Source organism: Caballeronia concitans, assembly GCF_001544615.1.
GTDB lineage: Bacteria > Pseudomonadota > Gammaproteobacteria > Burkholderiales > Burkholderiaceae > Caballeronia > Caballeronia concitans.
In genome coordinates, this window is sequence record NZ_FCNV02000018.1 from 26,976 (window position 1) to 50,875 (window position 23,900).

Sequence of the window (23,900 nt, forward strand, 5' to 3'; positions counted from 1 at the left end):
AGATCCTGGGGATCTGTTTATCCACTCAACAAGCTATGCCTCGTTGGATACCGCCGCTGTAAGGAATGGTAAAGAGTTGTTTCGCGCCGGGCGGGGCGCGCTCGGGCGAAGAGAAGCGATGACGGAAAGAGAAAAGCCATAGCCGGACATGCGCCGGCTATGGCTCGATCGATGATGTCAGGCCATCTTGGCCGGCGCGCGCCACGATTCCGGATTCGTCCAGAATGCACCGCGCAGGCGGTCCCGGCTCGGCGGTGCGGGCGGTTTCACGGCGCTCGAACCAATGCGTCCGCGCAGCGATACTTCGCGGCCATTGGTCGACAGCCGCTTCACGATTTCCGCGAGCGTGCCGTCGGCTTGCCACTCGTCGAAGCGACGGCGGCAGGTGGGCGGTGAAGGATAGCGGCCGGGCAGCTTCGACCAGCCTTCGCCCGTCGACAAGACCCACAGCACGGCGTTGACAACCGAGCGCGCTTCCACGCGCGGACGGCCGCGCCGCTCGCTGCGTGCCGGCTCGGAACAAAACAACGCCTCAACCAGCGCCCACTCGTTATCTCTCAAATCGTCGAACAGCACCATATCTCACCTCAGCGAAGCTAACCCCGGTGCGCTGCCCCGCGCCGCGCACTCTGGTCGGAATCCGATGAACGAATACCAGGGAAGGTCGAAGCGGCGGCGGTGATCACTGTTTCAATCTGTCCGCGTATGGCTCCGACCTCTGTGCGCAATGAAATGCGAGAACCGTGCCATGCATGTCGCGAAATCCGGGAAACCCGCATGGCAGTAGGCTGACGCGATGCCAGCATGGCCCGTATCAGACCCGAAAAGGATTGATTAAGAAATCGGGACAATCACCAATCCTGTGCAGCAGGCCCATCGCCCGTGCGTTCGCGGCGTTTTGCTGCACCGCAGCGTAACGTGTCTTCGCCTCCAGACTTCGAGATCGACTGCTTATAATGCGCATAGGATTGGGTTATTAATGAGCGGATGGAATGAACGCGCCTTTGAACGTGACGTTGCGGCAACTGCGCGTCTTTATCGAGGTCTCGCGGCTACGCAGCTTCAGCCGGGCGGGCGAAGAGATCGGTCTGACGCAATCGGCGGTCAGCCGATGCGTGCGCGAGCTGGAAGGCGAGATCGGGCTGAAGCTGATCGACCGGACGACGCGCGAAGTGCAACTGACGGATGTCGGCGTGGGTCTCGTCGGTACGGTGTCGCGGCTTCTCGCCGATCTCGACGAAGCGCTGCGCGAAGTGCGCGATCTCGGGCAGCAGCGTCGCGGGCGGGTGATCGTCGCGGCGAGTCCGACGGTCGCGTGCCGGCTGATGCCGCGCGTCATCGCTTCGTGCCTGCGGCAGCATCCGCTGATCACGCTCAGCCTGCGCGACGACGTTCAGTCCGACGTGCTGCGCAAGGTGAAATCGGGCGAAGTGGACTTCGGCGTGGTGATCGGCCCGTTCGCCGCCGACGAAGTGGAATCCCAGCCGGTGATGACCGATTCCTTTTGCCTCGTCGCGCGGCGCGACCATCCGCTCGCGAGGGAGCGGGCGGCGCCGTGGGAAGCGCTCGCGGGCGAGCGGCTCGTGATGCTCGACTACGCGTCCGGCAGCCGGCCGATCATCGATTCCGTCATGCAGGAGCACGGCGTCGACGCTCACGTCGTGCAGGAACTCGGCCACTCGGCAACGGTATTCGGCCTGGTCGAGGCGGGCGTCGGCGTGAGCGTGCTGCCGTGGCTCGCGCTGCCGCTGCCCGCCGATTCGTCGCTCGTCGCGCTGCCGCTCGAGCCGCGTGCGGAGCGCACCGTCGAGCTGGTGCGGCGGCGTGACCGGTCGTTGTCGCCGGCGGCGGAGTCGGTGTGGTCGCTCATCGCGGCCTTGCCGCGGCGTGCGGAAGATCTCGAATGAGCGGCGGCGCGTCTCGAAAAGAATGCAGCCGCGTTAGACTTTCCAATTTTTCACGGAGCGGGGCGATGAGTGAATCCGAAGGCGCGGTAATCGCTGAACTGAGCGGCATGACGGGCGCGCAGGCCCACGCGAGCGGCCCGCACGGCGCGCCGAATGCGCGCGACGCGGTGCGCGCGCTGCGGCCTTCGCAGATCCGCGAAGTCGCCAACGCGGGCTTCGGCGTGCCGGACGTGCTGCCGTTCTGGTTCGGCGAGTCGGATCGCGTGACGCCGCCGTTCATCCGCGATGCCGCGAGCCGCGCGCTCGCCGATGGCGCAACGTTCTACACCCACAATCTCGGCATCGCGCCGCTGCGCGAGGCGCTCGGGCGCTACGTCAGCGGGCTGCACGGCGCGACGCCTGCGGAGAACATCGCGGTCACGAGCGCCGGCGTCAATGCGCTGATGCTGGCGGCGCAGCTGGTCGTCGGTGCGGGCGATCGCGTCGTCGCGGTGACGCCGCTCTGGCCGAATCTCGTCGAGATTCCGAAGATTCTCGGCGCGACGGTCGAAACCGTCTCGCTGAGCTACGGCCCGCGCGGCTGGACGCTGGACATCGAGCAACTGCTTGCTGCGCTCACGCCGTCCACGCGCATGCTGATGATCAACTCGCCGAACAACCCGACCGGCTGGACGATGACGCGCGAAGAGCAGCGCATCGTGCTCGATCATTGCCGGCGGCACGGCATCTGGATCGTCGCGGACGAAGTCTACGAGCGCCTCTATTACGGTGCAGGCGCGACGGTCGCGCCGTCGTTCCTCGATCTCGCCGCGCGCGACGAACGCGTGATCGCCGTCAATTCGTTCTCGAAAGCATGGCTGATGACCGGCTGGCGACTCGGCTGGATCGTCGCCCCGGCCGCGCTGATGGACGATCTGGGCAAGCTCGTCGAGTACAACACGTCGTGCGCGCCGTCGTTCGTTCAGCAGGCGGGCATCGTCGCGGTCGAAGAAGGCGAGCCGTTCACGCAATCGCTCGTCGCCGACCTGCGCGCGAGCCGCGATCACCTGGTGAACGCGCTGCAAGGCATCGAGGGTGTCGATGTCCGCGCTCCCGACGGCGCGATGTATCTGTTCTTCTCGCTGCCGGGCGCGTCGAAAAGTCTCGAACTCTGCAAAGCGCTCGTGCGCGAGGCGGGCGTGGGCCTCGCGCCCGGCAGCGCATTCGGCGCGGAAGGCGAAGGTTTCGTGCGCTGGTGCTACGCCTGCGACCCGGCGCGGCTCGACAAAGGCGTCGAGCGCCTGCGACGCTTCCTGGCGGCGCGCGTGTGAGATGAGTGAGGGCCGGGGCGGGCGGATCAATCACCTTTACGCCCCGGTTCTTTTTGCGTAATATGGCGCTCAGTCACGCGCTTTCGCCTAGGAAGGCGCCACCTCGTCCGGCTGGGATGGCCCGGCGTTCGCTCACCGATCGCCCATTGACGCCTCTCCCCGGTGCGTGCTCCCAATCAATATGACCGATTAATCGGGCGAGCGCGTCTGAAACTCCGCGTCCAGCATCATCGTGCGCACCGCTTAGGTGCCGTTCGAACCCGCTCAGGCTCGATTTGGAATTGGATCATTGACCATACAGGGTTGACCCAAGCTGCATGAATACCCAAGAGGCGAAAATCGTCCTCGAGACTGCTTTGATTTGCGCGCAGGAACCGCTGCGGCTGAGTGAGTTGCGTAAGCTCTTCGCCGAAGACATCTCGGCGGATACCGTGCGCACGCTGCTCGAAGGGCTCCAGGCCGACTGGTCGGGCCGCGGCGTCGAGCTGGTCGCGCTGGCATCGGGATGGCGCTTTCAAAGCAAGCCCGCCATGCGGACTTACCTCGATCGGCTGCATCCCGAAAAGCCGCCCAAGTATTCGCGTGCCGTCATGGAAACGTTGGCGATCATTGCTTATCGTCAACCGGTGACGCGCGGCGATATCGAGGAAATTCGCGGCGTCACGGTCAATACGCAAGTGGTCAAGCAGCTGGAGGATCGCGGCTGGATCGAGGTGATCGGTCATCGTGACGTGCCCGGCCGGCCCGCGCTTTACGCGACGACCAAGCAGTTTCTCGACGATCTCGGCCTGACCGCGCTCGACGAACTGCCCGCGCTCGACAATCCGTCGGCGCAACTGGAAGCGTCGCTGCTCGCGCAGCATTCGATCGAGTTTGCGGACGGCGCGGCGGCGCAAGCGTCGTCGGCTGACGGAGCCGAAAACGTGGCAACGGCGCATGAGCCCGCTGCCGCCGTGACGCCCGTGGAAAGCGCGGGACAACAGCCGGAAGCCGAGGCCGGAACGGATCATGCGGGCACGGAAAACGAGAGCGTCGCTCCGTTGCTGACCGAGCTTCGCGTGCAGCCGCTGAAGCCGGCGCACGAAGAAACCGAGGCTTTCGACGCAAGCAACGCGAGCGCGGCGCAAGAGCCGCAAGGCGACGAACACGACACACGCCCGTCGGCCGACGCCGATCTGACCGGCGACGATTCCGACGAGGAACCGAAGGCGCGCCGCGCCTGATGCAATTGCATGGCCCCTGATTCAACCGGCTCTCGATAAAAGATCACGTCGAAGACGATCGCCGGACCGATCAGCGGATATTTTTGACGCGCCCGACCGGGCGCGCAATTCGACATTTGAGGTTGTTTTGACACACTCCCACGACAGCGATTCGCCCGAATCCGCGCGCTCCGCGCATACCGCGGACGCCCATGAGTCGGCCGATGCCGGCGAACGCACGCGTATCGACGAGAGCGCCGACGGCGATGATCGTCCGCGCCGCGGCCTGCGCCGCGGGCCGCGCAGCCTGATCGCGCGACGCCGCGCTGTCGCCAAGACGAAGGCGCCCGAAGGCGCGGCCGCCGCGCCCGGCGCGGTCACGGAAGCGCCGCCCGATGGCGTCGTCGTCGCGCAGGTGCGCATGCCGCGCAAGGACGCGAGCGCCAGGACGCCGCGCAACGCGCAAGGCAAGCGTGACGCCGGCGGCGCGAATCCGGGCGTGAACGCAGCCGCGAACCCGAACGCGAACCCGGGCGAAAAGCCGGCGGGCAAGCAGGGCGGGCGCAGGAATGCGCGCCGCGACGCGGCCGAACCGGGCGTCGAGGTATCGGCGGAAGCGGGTGCATCCGCGCCGCGCGAAGGCGGCCGTCGCAAGGGCGCGCAGCCGAAGCGCGAGAAGAACGAGAAACACGCCAAGCGTGGCGACGCCGGTCCGGCAACCGTGGCGAGCGCCGCCGCCGCCGCCGTCGACGACGTGTTCGCCTACGTGACATCGCCCGCATTCGACGCGGACAACGGCTCGACCGGCGTGCGCGCTCCGATGCTGCGCCGCGGCCGCAACGCGCCCCAGCAAAAGCGCGTGCTCGAACCGGACGACGACGCGCCGAAGCTGCACAAGGTCCTCGCCGATGCCGGCATGGGCTCGCGGCGCGACATGGAAGAGCTGATCATCGCGGGGCGCGTGTCGGTGAACGGCGAGCCGGCGCATATCGGCCAGCGGATCATGCCGACGGATCAGGTCCGCATCAACGGCAAGCCGCTCAAGCGCAAGCTGGCGAGCAAGCCGCCGCGCATTCTGCTGTATCACAAGCCCACGGGCGAGATCGTCAGCCACGCGGACCCGGAAGGGCGTCCGTCGGTGTTCGACAAGCTCCCGTCGATGAAAACGGCGAAATGGCTTGCGGTCGGCCGTCTGGACTTCAACACGGAAGGGCTCTTGCTGCTCACCACGTCCGGCGATCTGGCGAACCGCTTCATGCATCCGCGCTACAGCGTCGAGCGCGAGTACGCGGTGCGCGTGGTCGGCCAGTTGTCCGAGGCGATGAAGCAGAAGCTGCTGAAAGGCATCGAACTCGACGACGGTCCCGCGAACTTCCTGCGTATCCAGGATGGCGGTGGCGAAGGCACGAATCACTGGTATCACGTCGCGCTCGCGGAAGGCCGCAATCGCGAAGTGCGCCGCATGTTCGAAGCCGCGGGCTTGATGGTCAGCCGGCTGATCCGCACGCGCCACGGTCCGATCGCATTGCCGCGCGGTCTCAAGCGCGGCCGCTGGGAAGAACTCGAAGACAATCAGGTGCGCAGCCTGATGGAAACGGTCGGGCTGAAGGTGCCGGTCGCCGAGAAGGGCGGGCGCAGTTCGGCGCCGCGTGTCCAGCCGGATCCGATGCAGACCTCGATGGGCTTCATCACGCGTGAGCCGGTGCTGAGCTCGCATTCGCGCATGGCGCAGACGCCGGCTCGCGGCGGGCGGCGCGGCGCGGCGGGCGGCGGCATGCCGGGCGCGTTCGGCGCAGGCGGCATGGGCGGACTTGGCGGCTTCGGCGGGAACACCGGCAATGCCGGCGGCCCCGGCCGACGCGGTGGCCGCGAAGCGAACGGCAATCGAATCGGCGGCGAGCCCAACGGCAATCGGGCCAACGGCGGCGGTCGCGGGCCTGGTCAGCGCGGCGCGCGTCCGCAAGGCGGACCGCAGGGAGCGAACGGTCCGGCCAAGCGGGCCGGCGGCAACGGTCCGCGCGGCGGCAATCGTCAGGGCGGCGCGCAGCCGGGCGGAGCGCAAGGCAAGGCCGGCGCAGGCCGCGGCGGTCCGCGCAATCGCTCGCGCGGACGCTGACAGGCGCTCGCGTCGCCTGACAGGCGACGGAAGGCATCGGTCGAAGCGAGCGTCTTCGACCGAATGTCGAAACCCGTGGCCGAAGCCATCGAAACAAGGCAACAAAGCATGCGATCCGGCGCGAAACAGGGCCGAACGCGCGCTTTACGTTTGCGTTTATCCCGAAAAATGGCTAAAATCACGAAGTCGCTGGGCACATAGTTTTCGCGCTGCCCGGGTGCGACCTCGGTTGAAAATGATGGGCGTTGCGCCCATTTTTTTTTGGCTTTTTGGTTCGGCATCTCGGGAGCAGGGGTGCGCGCCCGGTCAAGGCGCTCGCCCGCAGGTGTTTCGCGGCGCGATGCGCGAACACCTTGGAGTTACTGTGCAACTGACGGAATTGATTGAAACCACGGTCTCGAGCCTGGGCTACGAGCTTGTCGATCTCGAACGTTCGGGAGGCGGCATGCTGCGCATCTATATCGACCAGCCGGCCGGTATCGCCATCGAAGACTGCGAGAAAGTCACGCGTCAGCTCCAGTACGTGCTCGAGGTGGAAAACATCGACTATGACCGCCTCGAAGTGTCGTCGCCGGGGCTCGACCGCCCGCTCAAGAAGCTGGCCGACTTCGAGCGCTTCGCCGGAAGCGAAGTCGTCATCACACTGAAAAAACCGCTGGACGGGCGCAAGTCGTTCCGTGGCATCTTGCACGCCCCGCAAGGCGAAACGATCGGATTGGAATTTGAAGGGAAGGACGGCGCCGCGATGCTCGATTTCACGGTCGCGGACCTCGATAAAGCACGTCTCGTCCCCAAAGTTGACTTTAGGAGCCGCAAACAATGAGTCGCGAAGTTTTGATGCTGGCGGATGCGCTGGCGCGCGAAAAGAACGTCAACAAGGACGTGGTGTACGCAGCCCTGGAGGCTGCGCTTGCTTCGGCAACGAAGAAGCTGTTCGAGGAAGATGTGGATATCCGTGTCGCGATCGACCGTGAAAGCGGCGAGCACGAGACGTTCCGCCGCTGGCGCGTGGTGCCGGACGAGGCCGGCCTGCAGGAGCCGGATCAGGAAATCCTGCTGTTCGAAGCGAAAGAGCAGAAGCCCGACGCGGAAGTGGACGATTTCATCGAGGAACCCATTCCGTCGATCGAGTTCGGCCGGATCGGCGCGCAGGCCGCCAAGCAGGTGATCCTGCAGAAGGTGCGCGACGCCGAGCGCGAGCAGATCCTGAACGACTTCCTCGAGCGCGGCGAAAAGATCATGACCGGCTCGGTCAAGCGCCTGGACAAGGGCAATTTCATCGTCGAATCCGGTCGCGTGGAAGCGCTCTTGCGCCGCGACCAGCTGATTCCGAAGGAAAACCTGCGCGTGGGCGACCGCGTGCGCGCGTACATCGCGAAGGTCGACCGCACGGCACGTGGCCCGCAGATCGAACTGTCGCGCACCGCGCCCGAATTTCTGATGAAGCTGTTCGAGCTGGAAGTGCCGGAAATCGAACAAGGCCTGCTGGAAATCAAGGCGGCCGCGCGCGATCCCGGCGTGCGTGCGAAAATCGGGGTGATCGCCTACGACAAGCGGATCGACCCGATCGGCACGTGCGTCGGCATCCGCGGTTCGCGCGTTCAGGCGGTGAGAAACGAGCTCGGTGGCGAGAACGTCGACATCGTGCTATGGTCGGAAGACCCCGCGCAGTTCGTGATCGGCGCCCTCGCGCCGGCAGCCGTCCAGTCGATCGTCGTCGATGAAGAAAAGCATTCGATGGACGTCGTCGTTGACGAAAGCGAACTCGCGGTCGCCATCGGCCGCAGCGGCCAGAACGTTCGACTCGCCAGCGAACTCACCGGCTGGCAGATCAACATCATGACGCCGGACGAATCGGCGCTGAAGCAGAACGAAGAGCGTGGCAAGTTGCGCGACCTGTTCATGGCGCGTCTGGATGTGGACGAGGAAGTCGCCGACATCCTGATCGACGAAGGCTTCACGAGCCTCGAAGAAATCGCCTACGTGCCGCTCAACGAGATGCTCGAAATCGAAGCATTCGACGAAGACACCGTGCACGAGCTGCGCAATCGCTCGCGCGACGCGCTGCTGACGATGGCCATCGCCAACGAAGAGAAGGTCGAAGGCGTGGCGCTCGATCTCAAGAGCCTGGAAGGCATGGACAACGAGCTTCTCGCGAAGCTCGCCGAGCACCAGGTTCAAACCCGCGACGACCTCGCGGAGCTGGCAGTAGATGAACTGGTCGAAATGACCGGTATGGAAGAGGATGCCGCTAAGGCGTTGATCATGAAAGCACGTGAACACTGGTTCCAGTGAGAAATGACCATGGCGCACTGAAATTTGGCGGCCAGTCTGGCCGCATGACCCCGATCTAACCGCAAGGATTGGTCCTTGCATCAAGAGGAATGAATGGCGAGTAACAACGTAGCCCAATTTGCCGCGGAACTCAAAATGCCTGCGGGCGTCCTGCTCGAGCAGTTGCAGGCGGCTGGCGTCCAGAAAGCGAGCGCGAACGACGACCTGTCCGAGACGGACAAGGCGCGTCTGCTCGATCATTTGCGCAAGTCGCACGGTTCCGCCGAGGCTGACAAGCGCAAGATCACTTTGACGCGCCGGCATACGTCGGAAATCAAGCAATCCGACGCAACGGGTAAGGCTCGCACCATTCAGGTCGAGGTGCGCAAAAAACGTGTTTTCGTGAAGCGCGATGAAACCGGCGTCGAGCAGGTCGAAGCGCCGGCAGCGAATCATGTCGAAGAACCGGAAGTCGATGAAGCCGAGCTTGCGCGTCGCGCGGAAGAAGCGCGCCTCGCCGCCGAGCAGCTCGAACGCGAAGAGCGCGAGCTGAAGGAGCAGCAGGCGAAGCTGGAGCGCGAGGAAGCCGAACGCCGCGCCCGCGAGGAAGCGGCGGAAGCCGAGCGCAAGAAGCAGGAAGAGGAAGCGGCGCGTCGTGCGGCGGCTGCGGCTCAGGCTGCGGAAATCTCGCGTGCGGCACAGGCCGCGCGTCAGGAAGCGCGCACGCAACCGGCGGTCGAAGCGAAGCCGGAACCGAAGCAGGACGACACCGCCCAGCGCGAAGCCGCCGAAAAGGCTGCGGAAGAAAAGGCTGCGAGCGAGCGTGCTGCCCAGCGCGAAGCCGCGAAGAAGGCGGAAGAAGACGCAAAGGCCAAGGCCGAGAAGGCGCGCATGGAGCAGGAAGCCATCGCGAAGCGTCGTGCGGCGGCTGAAGCCGAAGCGCGCGCGATCCGCGAAATGATGAACACGCCGCGCAAGGCGCAGGTCAAGGCGCCGGAACCGGCCCCTGCTGCGAAGCCGGCGGAAGCGGCGAAGGCTGCCGAAGCCAAGGGCACGCTGCACAAGCCCGCGAAGCCGGAAGGCGCGCAGGCCGCGCGTCCGGCGGCGAAGAAGCCGGCTGCGGCCGGCGCAACCGCGCCCGCAACGGCGGCTCCGTCCGCCGACAAGAAGAAGGCCGGCGGCAAGGGCGGCTGGCAGGACGACGCCTCGAAGCGCCGAGGCATCAAGACGCGCGGCGACACGAGCGGCGGCGTCGATCGCGGCTGGCGCGGCGGTCCGAAGGGCCGTGGCAAGCATCAGGAACAGACGTCGTTCCAGGCGCCGACGGAACCGATCGTCCGTGAAGTGCACGTGCCGGAAACCATTTCGGTGGCCGACCTCGCGCACAAGATGTCGGTGAAGGCTTCGGAAGTCATCAAGGTGATGATGAAGCTCGGCCAGATGGTCACGATCAACCAGGTGCTGGACCAGGAAACGGCGATGATCGTCGTCGAGGAACTGGGCCATCGCGCGGTCGCCGCCAAGCTGGACGATCCGGAAGCGCTCCTGATCGAAGGCGAAACCACCGAGGAAACGGCAGAGCGTCTGCCGCGTCCGCCGGTCGTCACCGTAATGGGTCACGTCGACCACGGCAAGACCTCGCTCCTGGACTACATCCGTCGCGCGAAAGTGGCGGCGGGCGAAGCGGGCGGCATCACGCAGCATATCGGCGCATATCACGTCGATACGCCGCGCGGCGTCATCACGTTCCTCGACACGCCGGGTCACGAGGCCTTCACGGCCATGCGTGCGCGCGGCGCGAAGGCGACCGACATCGTCATTCTGGTGGTCGCAGCCGACGACGGCGTGATGCCGCAGACGAAGGAAGCGATCGCTCACGCGAAGGCGGGCGGCGTGCCGATCGTCGTCGCGATCAACAAGATCGACAAGCCGGAAGCCAATCCGGACCGGGTGAAGCAGGAACTCGTCGCGGAAGGCGTGGTGCCGGAAGAGTACGGCGGCGATTCGCCGTTCATCGAGGTGTCGGCGAAGACGGGCAAGGGCATCGACGATCTGCTGGAAAACGTGTCGCTGCAGGCCGAAGTGCTCGAATTGACCGCACCGGTCGATGCAGCCGCCAAGGGTCTCGTGATCGAAGCCAAGCTCGACAAGGGCAAGGGTCCGGTCGCGACCATCCTGGTGCAGTCGGGCACGCTGAACCGCGGCGACGTGGTGCTGGCGGGCAGCGCGTACGGCCGCGTGCGCGCCATGCTGGACGAAACCGGCAAGCCGACGAAGACCGCGGGTCCGTCGATTCCTGTGGAAATCCAGGGTCTGTCGGAAGTGCCGGCGGCGGGCGAGGAAGTCATCGTGTTGCCGGACGAGCGCAAGGCGCGCGAAATCGCGCTGTTCCGTCAGGGCAAGTTCCGCGACGTCAAGCTGGCGAAGCAGCAGGCCGCGAAGCTCGAAAACATGCTCGAGCAGATGGGCGAAGGCGAAGTGCAGAACCTGCCGCTCATCGTCAAGGCAGACGTGCAGGGCTCGCAGGAAGCGCTCGTGCAATCGCTGCAGAAGCTGTCGACCGGCGAAGTGCGCGTACAAATCGTGCACAGCGCGGTCGGCGCGATCAGCGAGTCGGACGTCAACCTGGCGACGGCGTCGAAGGCGGTCATCATCGGCTTCAACACGCGTGCGGATGCGCAAGCCCGCAAGCTGGCCGAATCGAACGGCATCGACATCCGCTACTACAACATCATCTATGACGCAGTGGATGAGGTGAAGGCGGCGATGTCCGGCATGCTCGCGCCGGAGAAGCGCGAGACGGTGACGGGCACGGTCGAGGTGCGTCAGGTCATCCGCGTGCCGAAGGTCGGTCTGATCGCGGGTTGTATGGTGACGGACGGTTTCGTCAAGCGCTCCTCGTCGGTGCGCGTGATCCGCAACAACGTCGTCATCCATACGGGCGAGCTGGATTCGCTCAAGCGCTTCAAGGACGACGTCAAGGAAGTGCGTCAGGGCTTCGAGTGCGGTATCTCGATCAAGAACTTCAACGACATCGTCGAAGGCGATCAGCTGGAAGTCTTCGAAGTGACCGAAGTGGCTCGTACGCTCTAACGCATCACTACGCTGAGCCTCGAGGCGGAGCGGGCCAAACGGCTGGCTCCGCCTTTTTCTTTGGCGCGGCGGCGGAATAGGAATTGGAACAGGATCATGGCTAAAAGACGGACATCCACGAACCGCAACGTGCAGATTGCGGACCAGATTCAGCGCGATCTGTCGGAGCTGATGCGCGAGGTGAAAGATCCGCGCGTCGGCATGGTGACGATTCAAAGCGTCGAGCTGACGCCGGACTACGCGCACGCGAAGGTCTATTTCACGACGCTCACGGGCGATCCCAAGCAGACGCAGGACGCGCTGAACCACGCGGCCGGGCATCTGCATAATCAGCTTTTCAAGCGCCTGCACATCCACACGGTGCCGACGCTGCATTTCCATTACGACCAGACGATCGAGAAGGCCGTCGAAATGTCGCGCCTGATCGACGAAGCGAACGCGACGCGCGCGAAAGACGCCGACGACCAGGAAGGCGCGTAAGCGATGAGCGGTCAGGAAAAGCAGGCGCGGCCGAAGATTCCGCGCCGCGCGCTCGATGGCGTGCTGCTGCTGGACAAGCCGCTCGGGCTATCGAGCAACGACGCGCTCATCAAGGCGAAACGGCTGTATCTGGCGAAGAAGGCGGGTCACACCGGCACGCTCGATCCGCTCGCGACGGGCTTGCTGCCGCTTTGCTTCGGCGAGGCGACGAAGTTCTCGCAAGATCTGCTCGAAGCCGACAAGACCTACGAAGCGACGATGCGCCTCGGCATCCGCACGACGACGGGCGATGCCGAAGGCGAAGCCATCGACACGCGTGACGTGACGTGCGATGAAGCAGCGGTCGAAGCTGCGATGACGCGGTTTATCGGCGACATCGTGCAGGTTCCGCCGATGTATTCGGCGCTCAAGCGCGACGGCAAGCCGTTGTACGAATACGCGCGCGCGGGGCAGACGGTCGAGCGCGAAGGCCGTCCGGTCACGATCCACGCGTTGAAGATGATCGCGTGCGCGCTGCCGCTCGTGACCTTTCGCGTGACGTGCAGCAAGGGCACGTACGTGCGCACGCTGGCGGAAGACATCGGCGAGGCGCTGGGTTGCGGCGCGCATCTGACGGCGCTGCGCCGCACGGGCGTCGGCGCGTTGACGCTCGAGCACGCGGTGACGCTGGATGCTTTGTCGACCGCCGATGAAGCCGAGCGCGATTCATGGCTTCAGCCGGTCGACGCGCTCTTGTCCACGTTTCCTGCCGTTCGTCTCAACGATGAAGCGACGAAACGTTTCCTGCACGGCCAGCGTCTGCGGCTCGCGGATGTCGTCGAGACACGTCTGGAAGACGGTCGCGTGCGCGTCTACGCGCAGGACGACGGCCGCTTGCTCGGCGTGGCGAGAGCCGGCGAGGGCGTGCTTGCTCCGGAACGGTTGATCGTCACGGCAAGCTGAGCTACTAAAAAGAAAGCCCGGAATCTCGCGATTCCGGGCTTTTCTTCACGCGCGCTGCAACGGGAAAAGAATCAGTGCGCCGCCGATGCCGCTGCCGCCGAGTCGCCGCCGCCCGCACGTTCGGGCCGCGTGATCCAGATCAGCGCGATCAGCGCGACGAAAATTCCCGCCGAGATATAGAACATGTCGTTCACGCCCAGCTGCGCGGCCTGCTGCGTCGCCATGCTGTTGAAGAGGCCATAGGTCTGCTCCTGCGACATGCCGAGCGCGCGCATCTGCTGCATCGAGTTGGCGAACGTCGGATTGAACGCGTTCGCCTGTTCGACGAGTTGCGCGTGATGCACGATCGACCGATGCTCCCACGCCGTCGAAAAAATCGACGTGCCGATGCCGCCGCACATGATCCGCACGAAATTCGACAAGCCCGACGCCGCCGGAATGCGATGCCCCGGCAAGCCCGACAGCGTGATGGACACGAGCGGAATGAAGAAGCCCGCCATGCCGATGCCCTGAATGAGCGTCGGCAGCGTCAGCGACCACGTGTCGACGCCGGTCGTATAACGCGAGCGCATCCAGAAGCACAGCGCGAAGACGAGAAACGCGGCCGTCGCGATACGGCGCGGATCGGTGCGCGGCAGGAACTTGCCGGTGATCGGAGAAAGCAGGATCGCGAACACGCCGACGGGCGCCATCACGAGACCGGCGTTCGTCGCCGTGTAGCCGATATCGGTTTGCAGCCACAGCGGCAGCAGCACGAGATTGCCGAAGTAGAGCCCGTAACCGATCGACAGCGCGATCGTGCCGCCCGTGAAGTTGCGCAATTCGAACAGCGACAGGTCCACCACCGGATGTTCCGCCGTCAGCTCCCACACGATGAAGAACGCGAACGAAATCACGGCGATCAGCGCGAGCACGACGATGGTCGTCGAATTGAACCAGTCCAGGTCCTTGCCCTTGTCGAGCATGATTTGCAGCGAGCCGACCCACACGACGAGCAGCCCGAGGCCGACCGTGTCGATCGGCGCCTTGCGGATGGCCGAATCGCGGTCGCGGAAGATCGCGAACGTGGCGAGCGCGGCCGCGAAACCGACCGGGATGTTCACGTAGAAAATCCACGGCCACGAGATGTTGTCCGAGATCCAGCCGCCGAGCACGGGGCCGGCGACCGGCGCGATCAGCGTGGTCATCGACCACATGGAAAGCGCCATCGGCGCCTTCTCGCGTGGATAGCTCGCGAGCAAGAGCGTCTGCGATAGCGGGATCATCGGGCCGGCGACCGCGCCTTGCAGCACGCGGGCGGCGAGCAGGAAGGGCAGCGTCGGCGCGAGCCCGCACAGCCACGACGCCAGCACGAACAGGATGATCGAGCCGAGAAAGAGGCGCACCTGGCCGATGCGCTGCGTGAGCCAGCCCGTGAGCGGCACCGAGATTGCATTGGCGACCGCGAACGACGTGATGACCCACGTGCCCTGATCGGACGACACGCCGAGGTCGCCCGAGATCGACGGAATCGAGACGTTCGCGATGGACGTGTCGAGCACGTTCATGAACACCGCGAGCGACACGGCGATCGTCCCGATGACCAGCTTCCCGCCCGACAGCGGCGGATGTACGACGTTAGCTTGAGACATGAGTGGAGTCCGCGATGCCGCCGCTTACATCAGCTTGGCGGCCGACGCCGATTTCACCGGCTTCGACGCGCCGCCGCGCGAGGCCGACGGCGCCGGCGACGCGCCCTGCGTGCCCGCGCCCGTTCCGGCGTTCTGCTGGATGATGCGCGCGATTTCGGCATCCGCCTGTTCGCCGTACTTGTCGAACACGTTGGTCTGATACACCGTGTTCTGCGCGTTGCCGAGCTGGCCGCCTTGCTCGTCCTTGATGGTGACGTCGACGTTCATCGAAAGGCCGATGCGCAGCGGATGCTGCTCCAGTTCCTTCGGATCGAGCGCGATACGCACCGGCAGACGCTGCACCACCTTGATCCAGTTGCCCGTCGCGTTCTGCGCCGGCAGCAGCGAGAACGCCGAGCCCGTGCCGGCCGAGAAGCCGATCACCTTGCCGTGGAACACGACGCCCGAGCCATAGAGGTCGGCCGTCAGTTCGACCGGCTGGCCGATGCGCATGTGCTTGAGCTGCACTTCCTTGAAGTTGGCGTCGACCCACACGGCGTTGAGCGGCACGATCGCCATCAGCGGATTGCCCGGCGCCACGCGCTGGCCGACCTGCACCGAGCGCTTCGCGACATAGCCCGTCACCGGCGCGGGCAGCGTGTTGCGCGCGTAGTTGATGTACGAATCGCGGACCTTCGCGGCGGCGGCGAGCACGTTCGGGTGATCGGCGATCGTCGTGTTGGCCGTCAGCGACCGGTTCGACGCGAGTTCCTGCTGGGCGGCGTCGAGCGCGGCTTGCGCGCTGCGGACGGCGTCGCGTGCGTGCGAGATTTCTTCCTGCGATACCGCGCCCGTCTGCGCGACGGTCAGGCGGCGCTTCAGGTCGTCCTGCGCGCGCGACAAATCCGACTTGCGCAGCGCGATCTGCGCTTCGTACTGGTTGTTGTTGACGAAGAACGTGCGGACCTGGCGCACGGTCTGCGCGAGATTCGCCTCGGCCTGATCCAGCGCGACTTTCGAATCGGCGGGATCGAGCGCGACGAGCGGATCGCCGGCTTTCACGGTTTGCGTGTCGTCGGCATTCACGGACACCACCGTGCCGACCACCTGCGGCGTGATCTGCACGACGTTGCCGTTGACGTACGCGTCATCGGTGTCCTCGTGGAAGCGCGCGACGAGGAAGTAATACAGGCCGTACGCGATAGCCGCGATGATGATGACGAGCACGATCAGCGTCATCAGCCGGCGGCGCTTCGCGTTGCTTTGCTTCGGCGCGGGCGCGGCGGGTGCGCCGGCGGCGGTTTGTTTAGGGTCGCTCATGAAGGGCTCCGAAAATTCCGTATTGGTCTTGATGCGTGTTCTTGTGCGCGGCTCAGTTCGATGCCGCGTTCTGGTTGGTGGCCGGATTGGCGGCCTGAGGCTGTCCGCTGCCGTCGATCGCGAGGTCCGTGCTCGTCGCGTCGAAGCCGCCACCGAGCGCGCGAATCAGCGCGATCTGCAAGTCGTTGCGCTTCATGCGCAGGTTCGTCACGGTCTGCTCGTTCGCGAGGCGGTTCTGGTCGGCCGTCAGCACCTGCAGTTGCGGCGACAGGCCCGCCTTGTAGCGGATCACCGCGAGCTGGTATGCGCTCGTGGCCGCGGTCAGCGCGCGCTGCGCGTCGGTCATTTGCTGGTCGAGCGAGCGGATCGCTGCGATATTGGTCGCCACGTCGTTCAGCGCGTTGACGAGCGTCTGGTTGTAGTTCGCGACATCGCCTTCGAAATCGGCGTAGCGGCCTTTCAACTGCGCGCGCAGTGCGCCGGCGTCGAAGATCGGCAGATGGATCGCCGGACCGGCCTGAATTTGCCGGCTGCTCGCCTGCAGGAAGCGGCTCCAGCCGAACGCGTCGAACCCGAAGGCCGCCGCGAGGTTGATGTCAGGGAAGAATTCGGCCTTCGCTTCCTTGATGTTGTGCGTGGCCGCTTCGATCTGCCAGCGCGCCGCGACGATATCCGGCCGGCGCGAAATCAGATCGGCGGGCACGTTGTCCGGAAGCGTGACGTTGACGTTCGGATTGAGCACCGGATTGGCGATCTGCAAGCCGCGATCCGGACCCTTGCCGAGCAGCGCCGCCAGCTGATAGCGCACCGACTGGATCTGCCCGTCGAGTTCGCTGAGATTGGTCTGGCTGGTCGCGACGTTGCCTTCGGCCGTGCGCTGTTCGACGTTGGTATCGAGACCGGCGGTCACGCGTCCGCTGGTGATGCGGCCCACGTTCTCTCGATTCGCGATTTCACGCTGCGTCACGTCGCGCAGCGCGTAGAGCAGGGCGAGCTGGTTGTAGGTCCGCGCCACCGACGCCGCGAGCGTGACGCGCGCCTGCTGCATGTCCGCCTCGGCCGCCTTCTGCTGCGAGACCGCCATGTTCAGGCGCGCGCGGTTCTTGCCCCACAGGTCGAGATCCCACGACGCGCTCGCGAGCACGTTGTTTTCGCTGTACCACGTCCCGCCGTAAGGCGGCGGGAAGAGGGCGTTGGCGGAATACAGTTCGCGCGTCCACGAATACGAGCCCTGAACGTGCGGATACAGCGTCGAGCGCGAGCTTTCGATATACGACGACGCCTTCGCGATGCGCGCCTGCGCCTGCGCGATGCCCGGATTGCCCGCGATCGCTTCGTCGATCAACTGCGGCAGCTGCGGATCGCCGAACTGCTTCGCCCAGTCGAGCGTCGGCCACTGGCCGCCTTGCCCCGGCACGCTCTGCGTGGCTTCGAGGCTCTCGGGCGGGTTAATCTGCTTGTCGCTCGAAATGCCTGAGTAGTTCGCGCAGCCCGCGACCGCGAGCGCGGCCACGGCGGCAGCCACGGCGCTCTTCGCGCCGCGCAGCCTGCTCGCGGGCCGAAGTGCGGACAAGGAAAGGTGTTTCATCGCTCGTCTCTTGAGAGAGTATTGAAATATGGACGTTGCAACTATTTCTGCGGCGGAAAACGGGATCGTCGCGCGCTTTCTCACCGCGAAGACGGGCCGGGCTTGTCGGTGCCGCCGGCGAGGCAGGTTGCGGCGGGATCGCACGTATTCGCGAGAATCCGGCGAAGCATGCTCTTCAGGAAGCCGACTTCCTCGGGCGTGAAGCCCGCGAGCAGCGTGTCGAGCACGCGCGTGAAGATGGCCGGGACCTGTTCCGCCATCGCGCGGCCGTCGGGCGTGAGCGCCAGGCGCACGACGCGCCGGTCTTCGCTGCTGCGCACGCGCGAGAGCAGCCCGCGCTTTTCCAGCCGGTCGATGAGCCGCGTGACCGCGCTCGCATCGATGCCGTATTCGCGGGCGATATCCGCCGCCGTCAGGCACTTGCCGACCGCCAGCATGAACACGATGCTCGCCTGCGTGCTCGTGATGCCGAGTTCGGCCGTCGTGTGCTGCGTCACCATGTTCCAGAGCGTCGAGCGTACGCGGCTGAGCAGATAGCCGACGCTTTCGCTCAGAACGTAGGTGTCGATCGCCGTGGGTTTTGGAGCGTCGCTCATGAAAGGAATATGCAAGTGCAATAGTGGACTAGGCAGGATTATGGCGCGTCGTTGCGCCGCTTGCAAGGGACTTTTATGGATCTGCTTACAATGCGCGGCGGCGCTATCGCTCGGTGCCCGTCGTCGCGCGGTTTCTCCGGGTAGCGTCCTATTGTCGGGAAGGCGACGTTTGTGCGTGCTATACTTTACGGTTCTCACCGCGCCGGGCCGGAAGAGTCTTCCAGTCTTTGAAGTCTTCCCAGCGATTCACGCAAAGCGTCACGAACGACGTGACGCTCAATCGACGGTCTGCCGAGCCAGCCAGGAGCCTTCAGCTCCCGGGGTTCGCTTCGACGGCGCACAACCAAGATACCCCTTATGACTCGCGCCCTCCGCAATATCGCCATCATTGCCCACGTCGACCACGGCAAGACCACGCTCGTCGACCAGTTGCTCCGCCAGTCGGGCACGTTCCGGGAAAACCAACAGGTCGCCGAGCGCGTCATGGACTCGAACGACATCGAAAAGGAACGCGGCATCACGATCCTCGCGAAGAACTGCGCGGTGGAATATGAAGGCACGCACATCAATATCGTCGATACCCCCGGACACGCCGACTTCGGCGGCGAAGTGGAGCGCGTGTTGTCGATGGTCGATTCCGTGCTGCTGCTCGTCGACGCCGTCGAAGGCCCGATGCCGCAAACGCGCTTCGTCACAAAGAAGGCGCTCGCGCTCGGCCTGAAGCCGATCGTCGTCATCAACAAGGTGGACCGTCCCGGCGCGCGCATCGACTGGGTGATCAACCAGACGTTCGATCTCTTCGACAAGCTCGGCGCAACCGAAGAGCAGCTCGACTTCCCGGTGGTGTACGCGTCGGGTCTGAACGGCTACGCTGGCCTCGATCCCGACGTGCGCGAAGGCACCATGCGTCCGCTCTTCGAAGCCATTCTGGAACACGTGCCGGTGCGCCCGGCCGATCCGGACGGTCCGCTGCAACTGCAGATCACGTCGCTCGACTACAACACGTATGTCGGCCGTATCGGCGTGGGCCGTGTTGCGCGCGGCCGCATCCGCCCCGGCATGCAGGTGGCCGTGCGTTCGGGTCCCGACGGCGCCATCCTGAATCGCAAGATCAACCAGGTGCTGTCGTTCCACGGCCTCGAGCGCGTTCAGGTGGAAGAAGCGCAAGCGGGCGATATCGTGCTGATCAACGGTATCGAAGAGATCGGGATCGGCGTGACCATCTGCTCGCCGGAAAATCCGGAAGCGCTGCCGATGATCACCGTCGACGAACCGACGCTCACGATGAACTTCCTCGTGAACTCGTCGCCGCTCGCGGGCAAGGAAGGCAAGTTCGTGACGAGCCGCCAGATTCGCGACCGTCTGATGAAGGAACTGAACCACAACGTCGCGCTGCGCGTGAAGGACACGGGCGACGAAACCACGTTCGAAGTGTCGGGTCGCGGCGAACTGCACCTGACGATTCTCGTCGAGAACATGCGCCGCGAAGGCTATGAGCTGGCGGTGTCGCGTCCGCGCGTGGTGCTGCAGGAAATCGACGGCGTGAAGTGCGAGCCGTACGAAAACCTGACTGTCGATATCGAAGACCAGCATCAGGGCGGCGTGATGGAAGAGCTCGGCCGACGCAAGGGCGAAATGCTCGACATGACCTCCGACGGCCGCGGCCGCACGCGTCTCGAGTACAAGATTTCGGCGCGCGGTCTGATCGGCTTCCAGAGCGAATTCCTGACGCTCACGCGCGGCACGGGCCTGATGAGCCACACGTTCGATTCGTACGCGCCCGTGAAGGAAGGCTCGGTCGGCGAGCGTCGCAACGGCGTGCTGATCTCGCAGGACGACGGCGCTGCGGTCGCCTACGCGCTGTGGAAGCTGCAGGATCGCGGCCGCATGTTCGTGTCGCCGGGCGATGCGCTCTATGAAGGCATGATCATCGGCATTCATAGCCGCGACAACGACCTCGTCGTGAACCCGATCAAGGGCAAGCAGCTGACCAACGTGCGCGCGTCGGGCACCGACGAAGCCGTGCGTCTCGTCCCGCCGATCCAGCTTTCGCTGGAATACGCGGTCGAGTTCATCGACGACGACGAACTCGTCGAAGTCACGCCGCAGTCGATCCGTCTGCGCAAGCGTCATTTGAAGGAACACGAGCGCCGTCGCGCGAGCCGTGAGGCCGCTGCCGACTAAACAGCGACCACGCTGCACTGTTGCGCTTGAGCAGCAAAAAACGAAAGCCGCCTTCGGGCGGCTTTTTTTGTTTAGTGAGCGCGAAAGCACCTCAAGATCGGCGAAACGAAGCCGACATACACAGGCGATACGGCCGCTTGCATAAACGCAAAACGCCCGCACATGCCCGTTGCAGAAGGGTGAGAACGAAGGCAAAGGTGCGACCACCGGTCATATGACGAATGGTTCTGTGCTATGCTACTCGGATTAGCTGTCGCTTTTTAGGTCCTTCCAAGCAGACTTGATTCGCGCAATCCGCTAAACGGTCAGGCCGTGGCGCGGAAGGTTTCGTAACCCGCACTTCCTCGAGAAACTCGAAGAAAGGTGAGCGTAAAAATGATGAAGCAATTCCAGTCGAACTCCTATTTGTTCGGCGGTAATGCTCCGTACGTCGAAGAGTTGTACGAGGCATATCTCGATAATCCCGCGTCAGTGCCCGAGACCTGGCGAGCCTATTTCGACGCGTTGCAGAACGTGCCCGCATCCGACGGCACGAACCACAACGACGTGGCCCACGGCCCCATCGTCGAATCTTTTGCCCAGCGCGCGAAGTCCAACAGCTTCCTGCCGCGCGAAGGCGCAACGGAAGACCTCGCTACCGCGCGGAAACAAGTCTACGTTCAGTCCCTGATCGGCGCGTATCGCTTTCTCGGCTCGCAATGGGCCAATCTCGATCCGCTCAAGCGCCGCGAGCGCCCGCATATCCCCGAACTCGAGCCTGCGTTCTACGACTTCACCGAAGCCGACATGGACCAGACGTTCAGCGCCACGAACCTGTATTTCGGTTTCGAGCGCGCGTCGCTGCGCGAGATCGTCAAGGCATTGCGTGACACGTACTGCGGCACGATCGGCGCCGAGTACATGTACATCAGCGATCCGGAACAGAAGCGCTGGTGGAAGGAACGCCTCGAGTCCATCCGCTCGACGCCGAACTTCACGAACGAAAAGAAGAAACACATCCTCAACCGCCTGACGGCCGCCGAAGGCCTCGAGCGTTTCCTCCACACCAAGTACGTCGGCCAGAAGCGTTTCTCGCTGGAAGGCGGCGAGAGCTTCATTGCGTCGATGGACGAAGTCGTTCGTCACGCGGGCAAGAACGGCGTGCAGGAAATCGTCATCGGCATGGCGCACCGTGGCCGTCTGAACGTGCTGGTCAATACGCTCGGCAAGATGCCGGCTGACCTCTTCGCCGAATTCGAAGGCAAGCACGTCGATGACCTGCCGGCCGGCGACGTGAAGTACCACAAGGGCTTCTCGTCAGATGTCTCGACCGAAGGCGGTCCGGTTCACCTGTCGCTCGCGTTCAACCCGTCGCACCTGGAAATCGTGAACCCGGTGGTCGAAGGTTCGGCGAAGGCGCGTATGGATCGCCGTGGCGACGAAGAAGGCCTGCAGGTTCTGCCGGTGCAGATTCACGGCGACGCGGCCTTCGCGGGCCAGGGCGTCGTGATGGAAACGCTGAATCTCGCGCAGACGCGCGGCTACGGCACGCACGGCACGCTGCATATCGTCATCAACAACCAGATCGGTTTCACGACGTCGGACCCGCGCGATGCGCGCTCGACGCTGTACTGCTCGGACGTCGTCAAGATGATCGAGGCACCGGTGCTGCACGTGAACGGCGACGATCCCGAAGCCGTCGTGCTCGCCACGCAGCTCGCCATCGACTTCCGCATGAAGTTCCACAAGGACGTGGTCGTCGACATCATCTGCTTCCGCAAGCTCGGCCACAACGAGCAGGACACGCCGGCGGTCACGCAGCCGCTGATGTACAAGACCATCGCCAAGCACCCGGGCACGCGCGCCGTCTACGCGGAAAAGCTCGTGCAGCAAGGCGTGATCACGGCGGAAGACGCGGACAACTTCGTCAAGGAATATCGTCAGGCGATGGACGAAGGCCATCACACGATCGATCCCGTGCTCTCGAACTACAAGAGCAAGTACGCGGTCGACTGGGTGCCGTTCCTGAACCGCAAGTGGACCGACGCGGCCGACACGGCCGTGCCGCTCGCCGAACTGAAGCGCCTCGCCGAGCGCATCACGACGATTCCGGAAAACTTCAAGGTTCACCCGCTCGTCGAGCGCGTGATCAACGATCGCCGTGCCATGGGTCGTGGCGAAGCGAAGCTCGACTGGGGCATGGGCGAGCATCTCGCGTTCGCGTCGCTGGTGGCATCGGGCTATGCGGTTCGTCTGACGGGCCAGGATTCGGGCCGCGGCACGTTTACGCACCGCCACGCCGTTCTGCACGACCAGAACCGCGAGCGCTGGAACGACGGCACGTACATTCCGCTGCAAAACATCGCGGAAGGCCAGGCCAAGTTCACCGTGATCGACTCGGTGCTGTCCGAAGAAGCGGTGCTCGGCTTCGAGTACGGCTATTCGACGGCTGAACCGAACACGTTCGTCGCGTGGGAAGCGCAGTTCGGCGACTTCGTGAACGGCGCGCAGGTCGTGATCGACCAGTTCATCTCGTCGGGCGAAGTGAAGTGGGGCCGCGTCTCCGGTCTCACGATGATGCTGCCGCACGGCTACGAAGGCCAGGGTCCCGAGCACTCGTCGGCGCGTATCGAGCGCTTCCTGCAACTGTGCGCGGATCACAACATGCAAGTGGTCCAGCCGACGACGCCGGCGCAGATTTTCCATCTGCTGCGCCGTCAGATGATCCGCCTGTTCCGCAAGCCGCTCATCATCGCGACGCCGAAGTCGCTGCTGCGTCACAAGGAAGCCGTGTCGGACCTGTCGGAACTGGCGAAGGGTTCGTTCCAGCCGGTCATCGGCGAAGTGGACGAAGCCATCGACGCGAAGAAGGTCAAGCGCGTGATCGTGTGCTCGGGCCGCGTGTACTACGACATCGTCGCGCATCGCCGCGAAGCGAAGGCGAACGACGTCGCCATCGTGCGTATCGAGCAGCTGTATCCGTTCGCGCACAAGCAGTTCGACGCCGAGCTCAAGAAGTACGAGAACGCGACGGAAGTGGTCTGGGTGCAGGACGAGCCGCAGAATCAGGGCGCCTGGTTCTACGTCGAGCACCATCTGCGCGAAGGCATGAAGGAAGGGATGAAGCTCGCGTACAGCGGCCGCCCGGCTTCGGCCTCGCCCGCGGTCGGCTACTACGCGAAGCACTACGAGCAGCAGAAGGCGCTGGTCGAAGGCGCGTTCGGCCGCCTGAAGGGTGCGCAGACCATCGCGAAGTAATCGTTGCCTGATCGGAACCGGCGTGCGGGAAGCGCGCCGGT

The 23,900-nt window shown here is 64.6% G+C and carries 16 protein-coding genes; 11 read left to right on the forward strand and 5 right to left on the reverse strand.

Going from position 1 to position 23,900, the window contains the following annotated elements; genetic code table 11:
• Nucleotides 1–177: 177 nt before the first annotated feature.
• The gene (locus AWB72_RS26375; protein ID WP_040050905.1) at nucleotides 178–579 is read right to left on the reverse strand and encodes a transposase; all 402 of its coding nucleotides are present in this window, start codon (nucleotides 577–579) and stop codon (nucleotides 178–180) included.
• Between the two features lie 425 nt (nucleotides 580–1,004).
• On the opposite strand from AWB72_RS26375, the gene AWB72_RS26380 reads away from it, so the two are divergent.
• The 9 genes from AWB72_RS26380 (at nucleotide 1,005) to truB (ending at nucleotide 13,324) form a co-directional block, all read left to right on the forward strand.
• Entirely contained in the window at nucleotides 1,005–1,907 is a 903-nt protein-coding gene (locus AWB72_RS26380) for a LysR family transcriptional regulator (protein ID WP_040050930.1), read from the forward strand.
• A gap of 107 nt (nucleotides 1,908–2,014) precedes the next feature.
• Nucleotides 2,015–3,217, forward strand: a complete 1,203-nt coding sequence (locus AWB72_RS26385; protein ID WP_244285763.1) for a pyridoxal phosphate-dependent aminotransferase — start codon at nucleotides 2,015–2,017, stop codon at nucleotides 3,215–3,217.
• 317 nt (nucleotides 3,218–3,534) lie between these two features.
• Nucleotides 3,535–4,440, forward strand: coding sequence for an SMC-Scp complex subunit ScpB (scpB, locus tag AWB72_RS26390; protein ID WP_040050903.1), 906 nt, complete (start codon nucleotides 3,535–3,537; stop codon nucleotides 4,438–4,440).
• A 127-nt stretch (nucleotides 4,441–4,567) separates the two neighbouring features.
• On the forward strand, nucleotides 4,568–6,535 hold the full coding sequence (rluB, locus tag AWB72_RS26395; protein WP_087128967.1) for a 23S rRNA pseudouridine(2605) synthase RluB: 1,968 nt from the start codon (nucleotides 4,568–4,570) through the stop codon (nucleotides 6,533–6,535).
• Nucleotides 6,536–6,899: 364 nt separating this feature from the next.
• On the forward strand, nucleotides 6,900–7,358 hold the full coding sequence (rimP, locus tag AWB72_RS26400) for a ribosome maturation factor RimP (protein WP_040050198.1): 459 nt from the start codon (nucleotides 6,900–6,902) through the stop codon (nucleotides 7,356–7,358).
• Complete coding sequence (gene nusA / locus AWB72_RS26405; protein ID WP_040050197.1) at nucleotides 7,355–8,830, forward strand: transcription termination factor NusA; 1,476 nt, start codon at nucleotides 7,355–7,357, stop codon at nucleotides 8,828–8,830. Before rimP ends, nusA begins: the two co-directional genes overlap by 4 nt.
• A 93-nt stretch (nucleotides 8,831–8,923) precedes the next feature.
• Nucleotides 8,924–11,902 carry a translation initiation factor IF-2 gene (gene infB / locus AWB72_RS26410; protein ID WP_040050196.1) on the forward strand — a complete coding sequence of 993 codons (2,979 nt, stop codon included), beginning with the start codon at nucleotides 8,924–8,926 and terminating at the stop codon, nucleotides 11,900–11,902.
• Between the two features lie 96 nt (nucleotides 11,903–11,998).
• A complete protein-coding gene (rbfA, locus tag AWB72_RS26415) occupies nucleotides 11,999–12,382 on the forward strand; it encodes a 30S ribosome-binding factor RbfA (protein WP_040050195.1) in 384 nt (127 codons plus the stop codon).
• Nucleotides 12,383–12,385: 3 nt separating this feature from the next.
• A complete protein-coding gene (gene truB, locus AWB72_RS26420) occupies nucleotides 12,386–13,324 on the forward strand; it encodes a tRNA pseudouridine(55) synthase TruB (RefSeq protein ID WP_040050194.1) in 939 nt (312 codons plus the stop codon).
• A gap of 71 nt (nucleotides 13,325–13,395) precedes the next feature.
• Here the strand turns inward: truB and AWB72_RS26425 are convergent, their stop codons facing one another.
• The 4 genes from AWB72_RS26425 to AWB72_RS26440 all read right to left on the reverse strand — a co-directional run bounded on the left by AWB72_RS26425 (nucleotide 13,396) and on the right by AWB72_RS26440 (nucleotide 18,438).
• A complete protein-coding gene (locus AWB72_RS26425) occupies nucleotides 13,396–14,955 on the reverse strand; it encodes a DHA2 family efflux MFS transporter permease subunit (RefSeq protein WP_040050193.1) in 1,560 nt (519 codons plus the stop codon).
• 24 nt (nucleotides 14,956–14,979) lie between these two features.
• A complete protein-coding gene (locus AWB72_RS26430) occupies nucleotides 14,980–16,254 on the reverse strand; it encodes an HlyD family secretion protein (protein WP_040050192.1) in 1,275 nt (424 codons plus the stop codon).
• A 52-nt stretch (nucleotides 16,255–16,306) separates the two neighbouring features.
• Complete coding sequence (locus AWB72_RS26435; RefSeq protein ID WP_052449841.1) at nucleotides 16,307–17,842, reverse strand: efflux transporter outer membrane subunit; 1,536 nt, start codon at nucleotides 17,840–17,842, stop codon at nucleotides 16,307–16,309.
• 80 nt (nucleotides 17,843–17,922) lie between these two features.
• On the reverse strand, nucleotides 17,923–18,438 hold the full coding sequence (locus tag AWB72_RS26440) for a MarR family winged helix-turn-helix transcriptional regulator (protein ID WP_040050191.1): 516 nt from the start codon (nucleotides 18,436–18,438) through the stop codon (nucleotides 17,923–17,925).
• A gap of 357 nt (nucleotides 18,439–18,795) precedes the next feature.
• Here AWB72_RS26440 and typA point away from each other — a divergent pair, with 357 nt between their 5' ends.
• Nucleotides 18,796–20,622, forward strand: coding sequence for a translational GTPase TypA (gene typA, locus AWB72_RS26445; RefSeq protein ID WP_040050190.1), 1,827 nt, complete (start codon nucleotides 18,796–18,798; stop codon nucleotides 20,620–20,622).
• Nucleotides 20,623–20,997: 375 nt separating this feature from the next.
• On the forward strand, nucleotides 20,998–23,859 hold the full coding sequence (locus AWB72_RS26450) for a 2-oxoglutarate dehydrogenase E1 component (RefSeq protein ID WP_040050189.1): 2,862 nt from the start codon (nucleotides 20,998–21,000) through the stop codon (nucleotides 23,857–23,859).
• The last annotated feature ends 41 nt before the right edge of the window (nucleotides 23,860–23,900 follow it).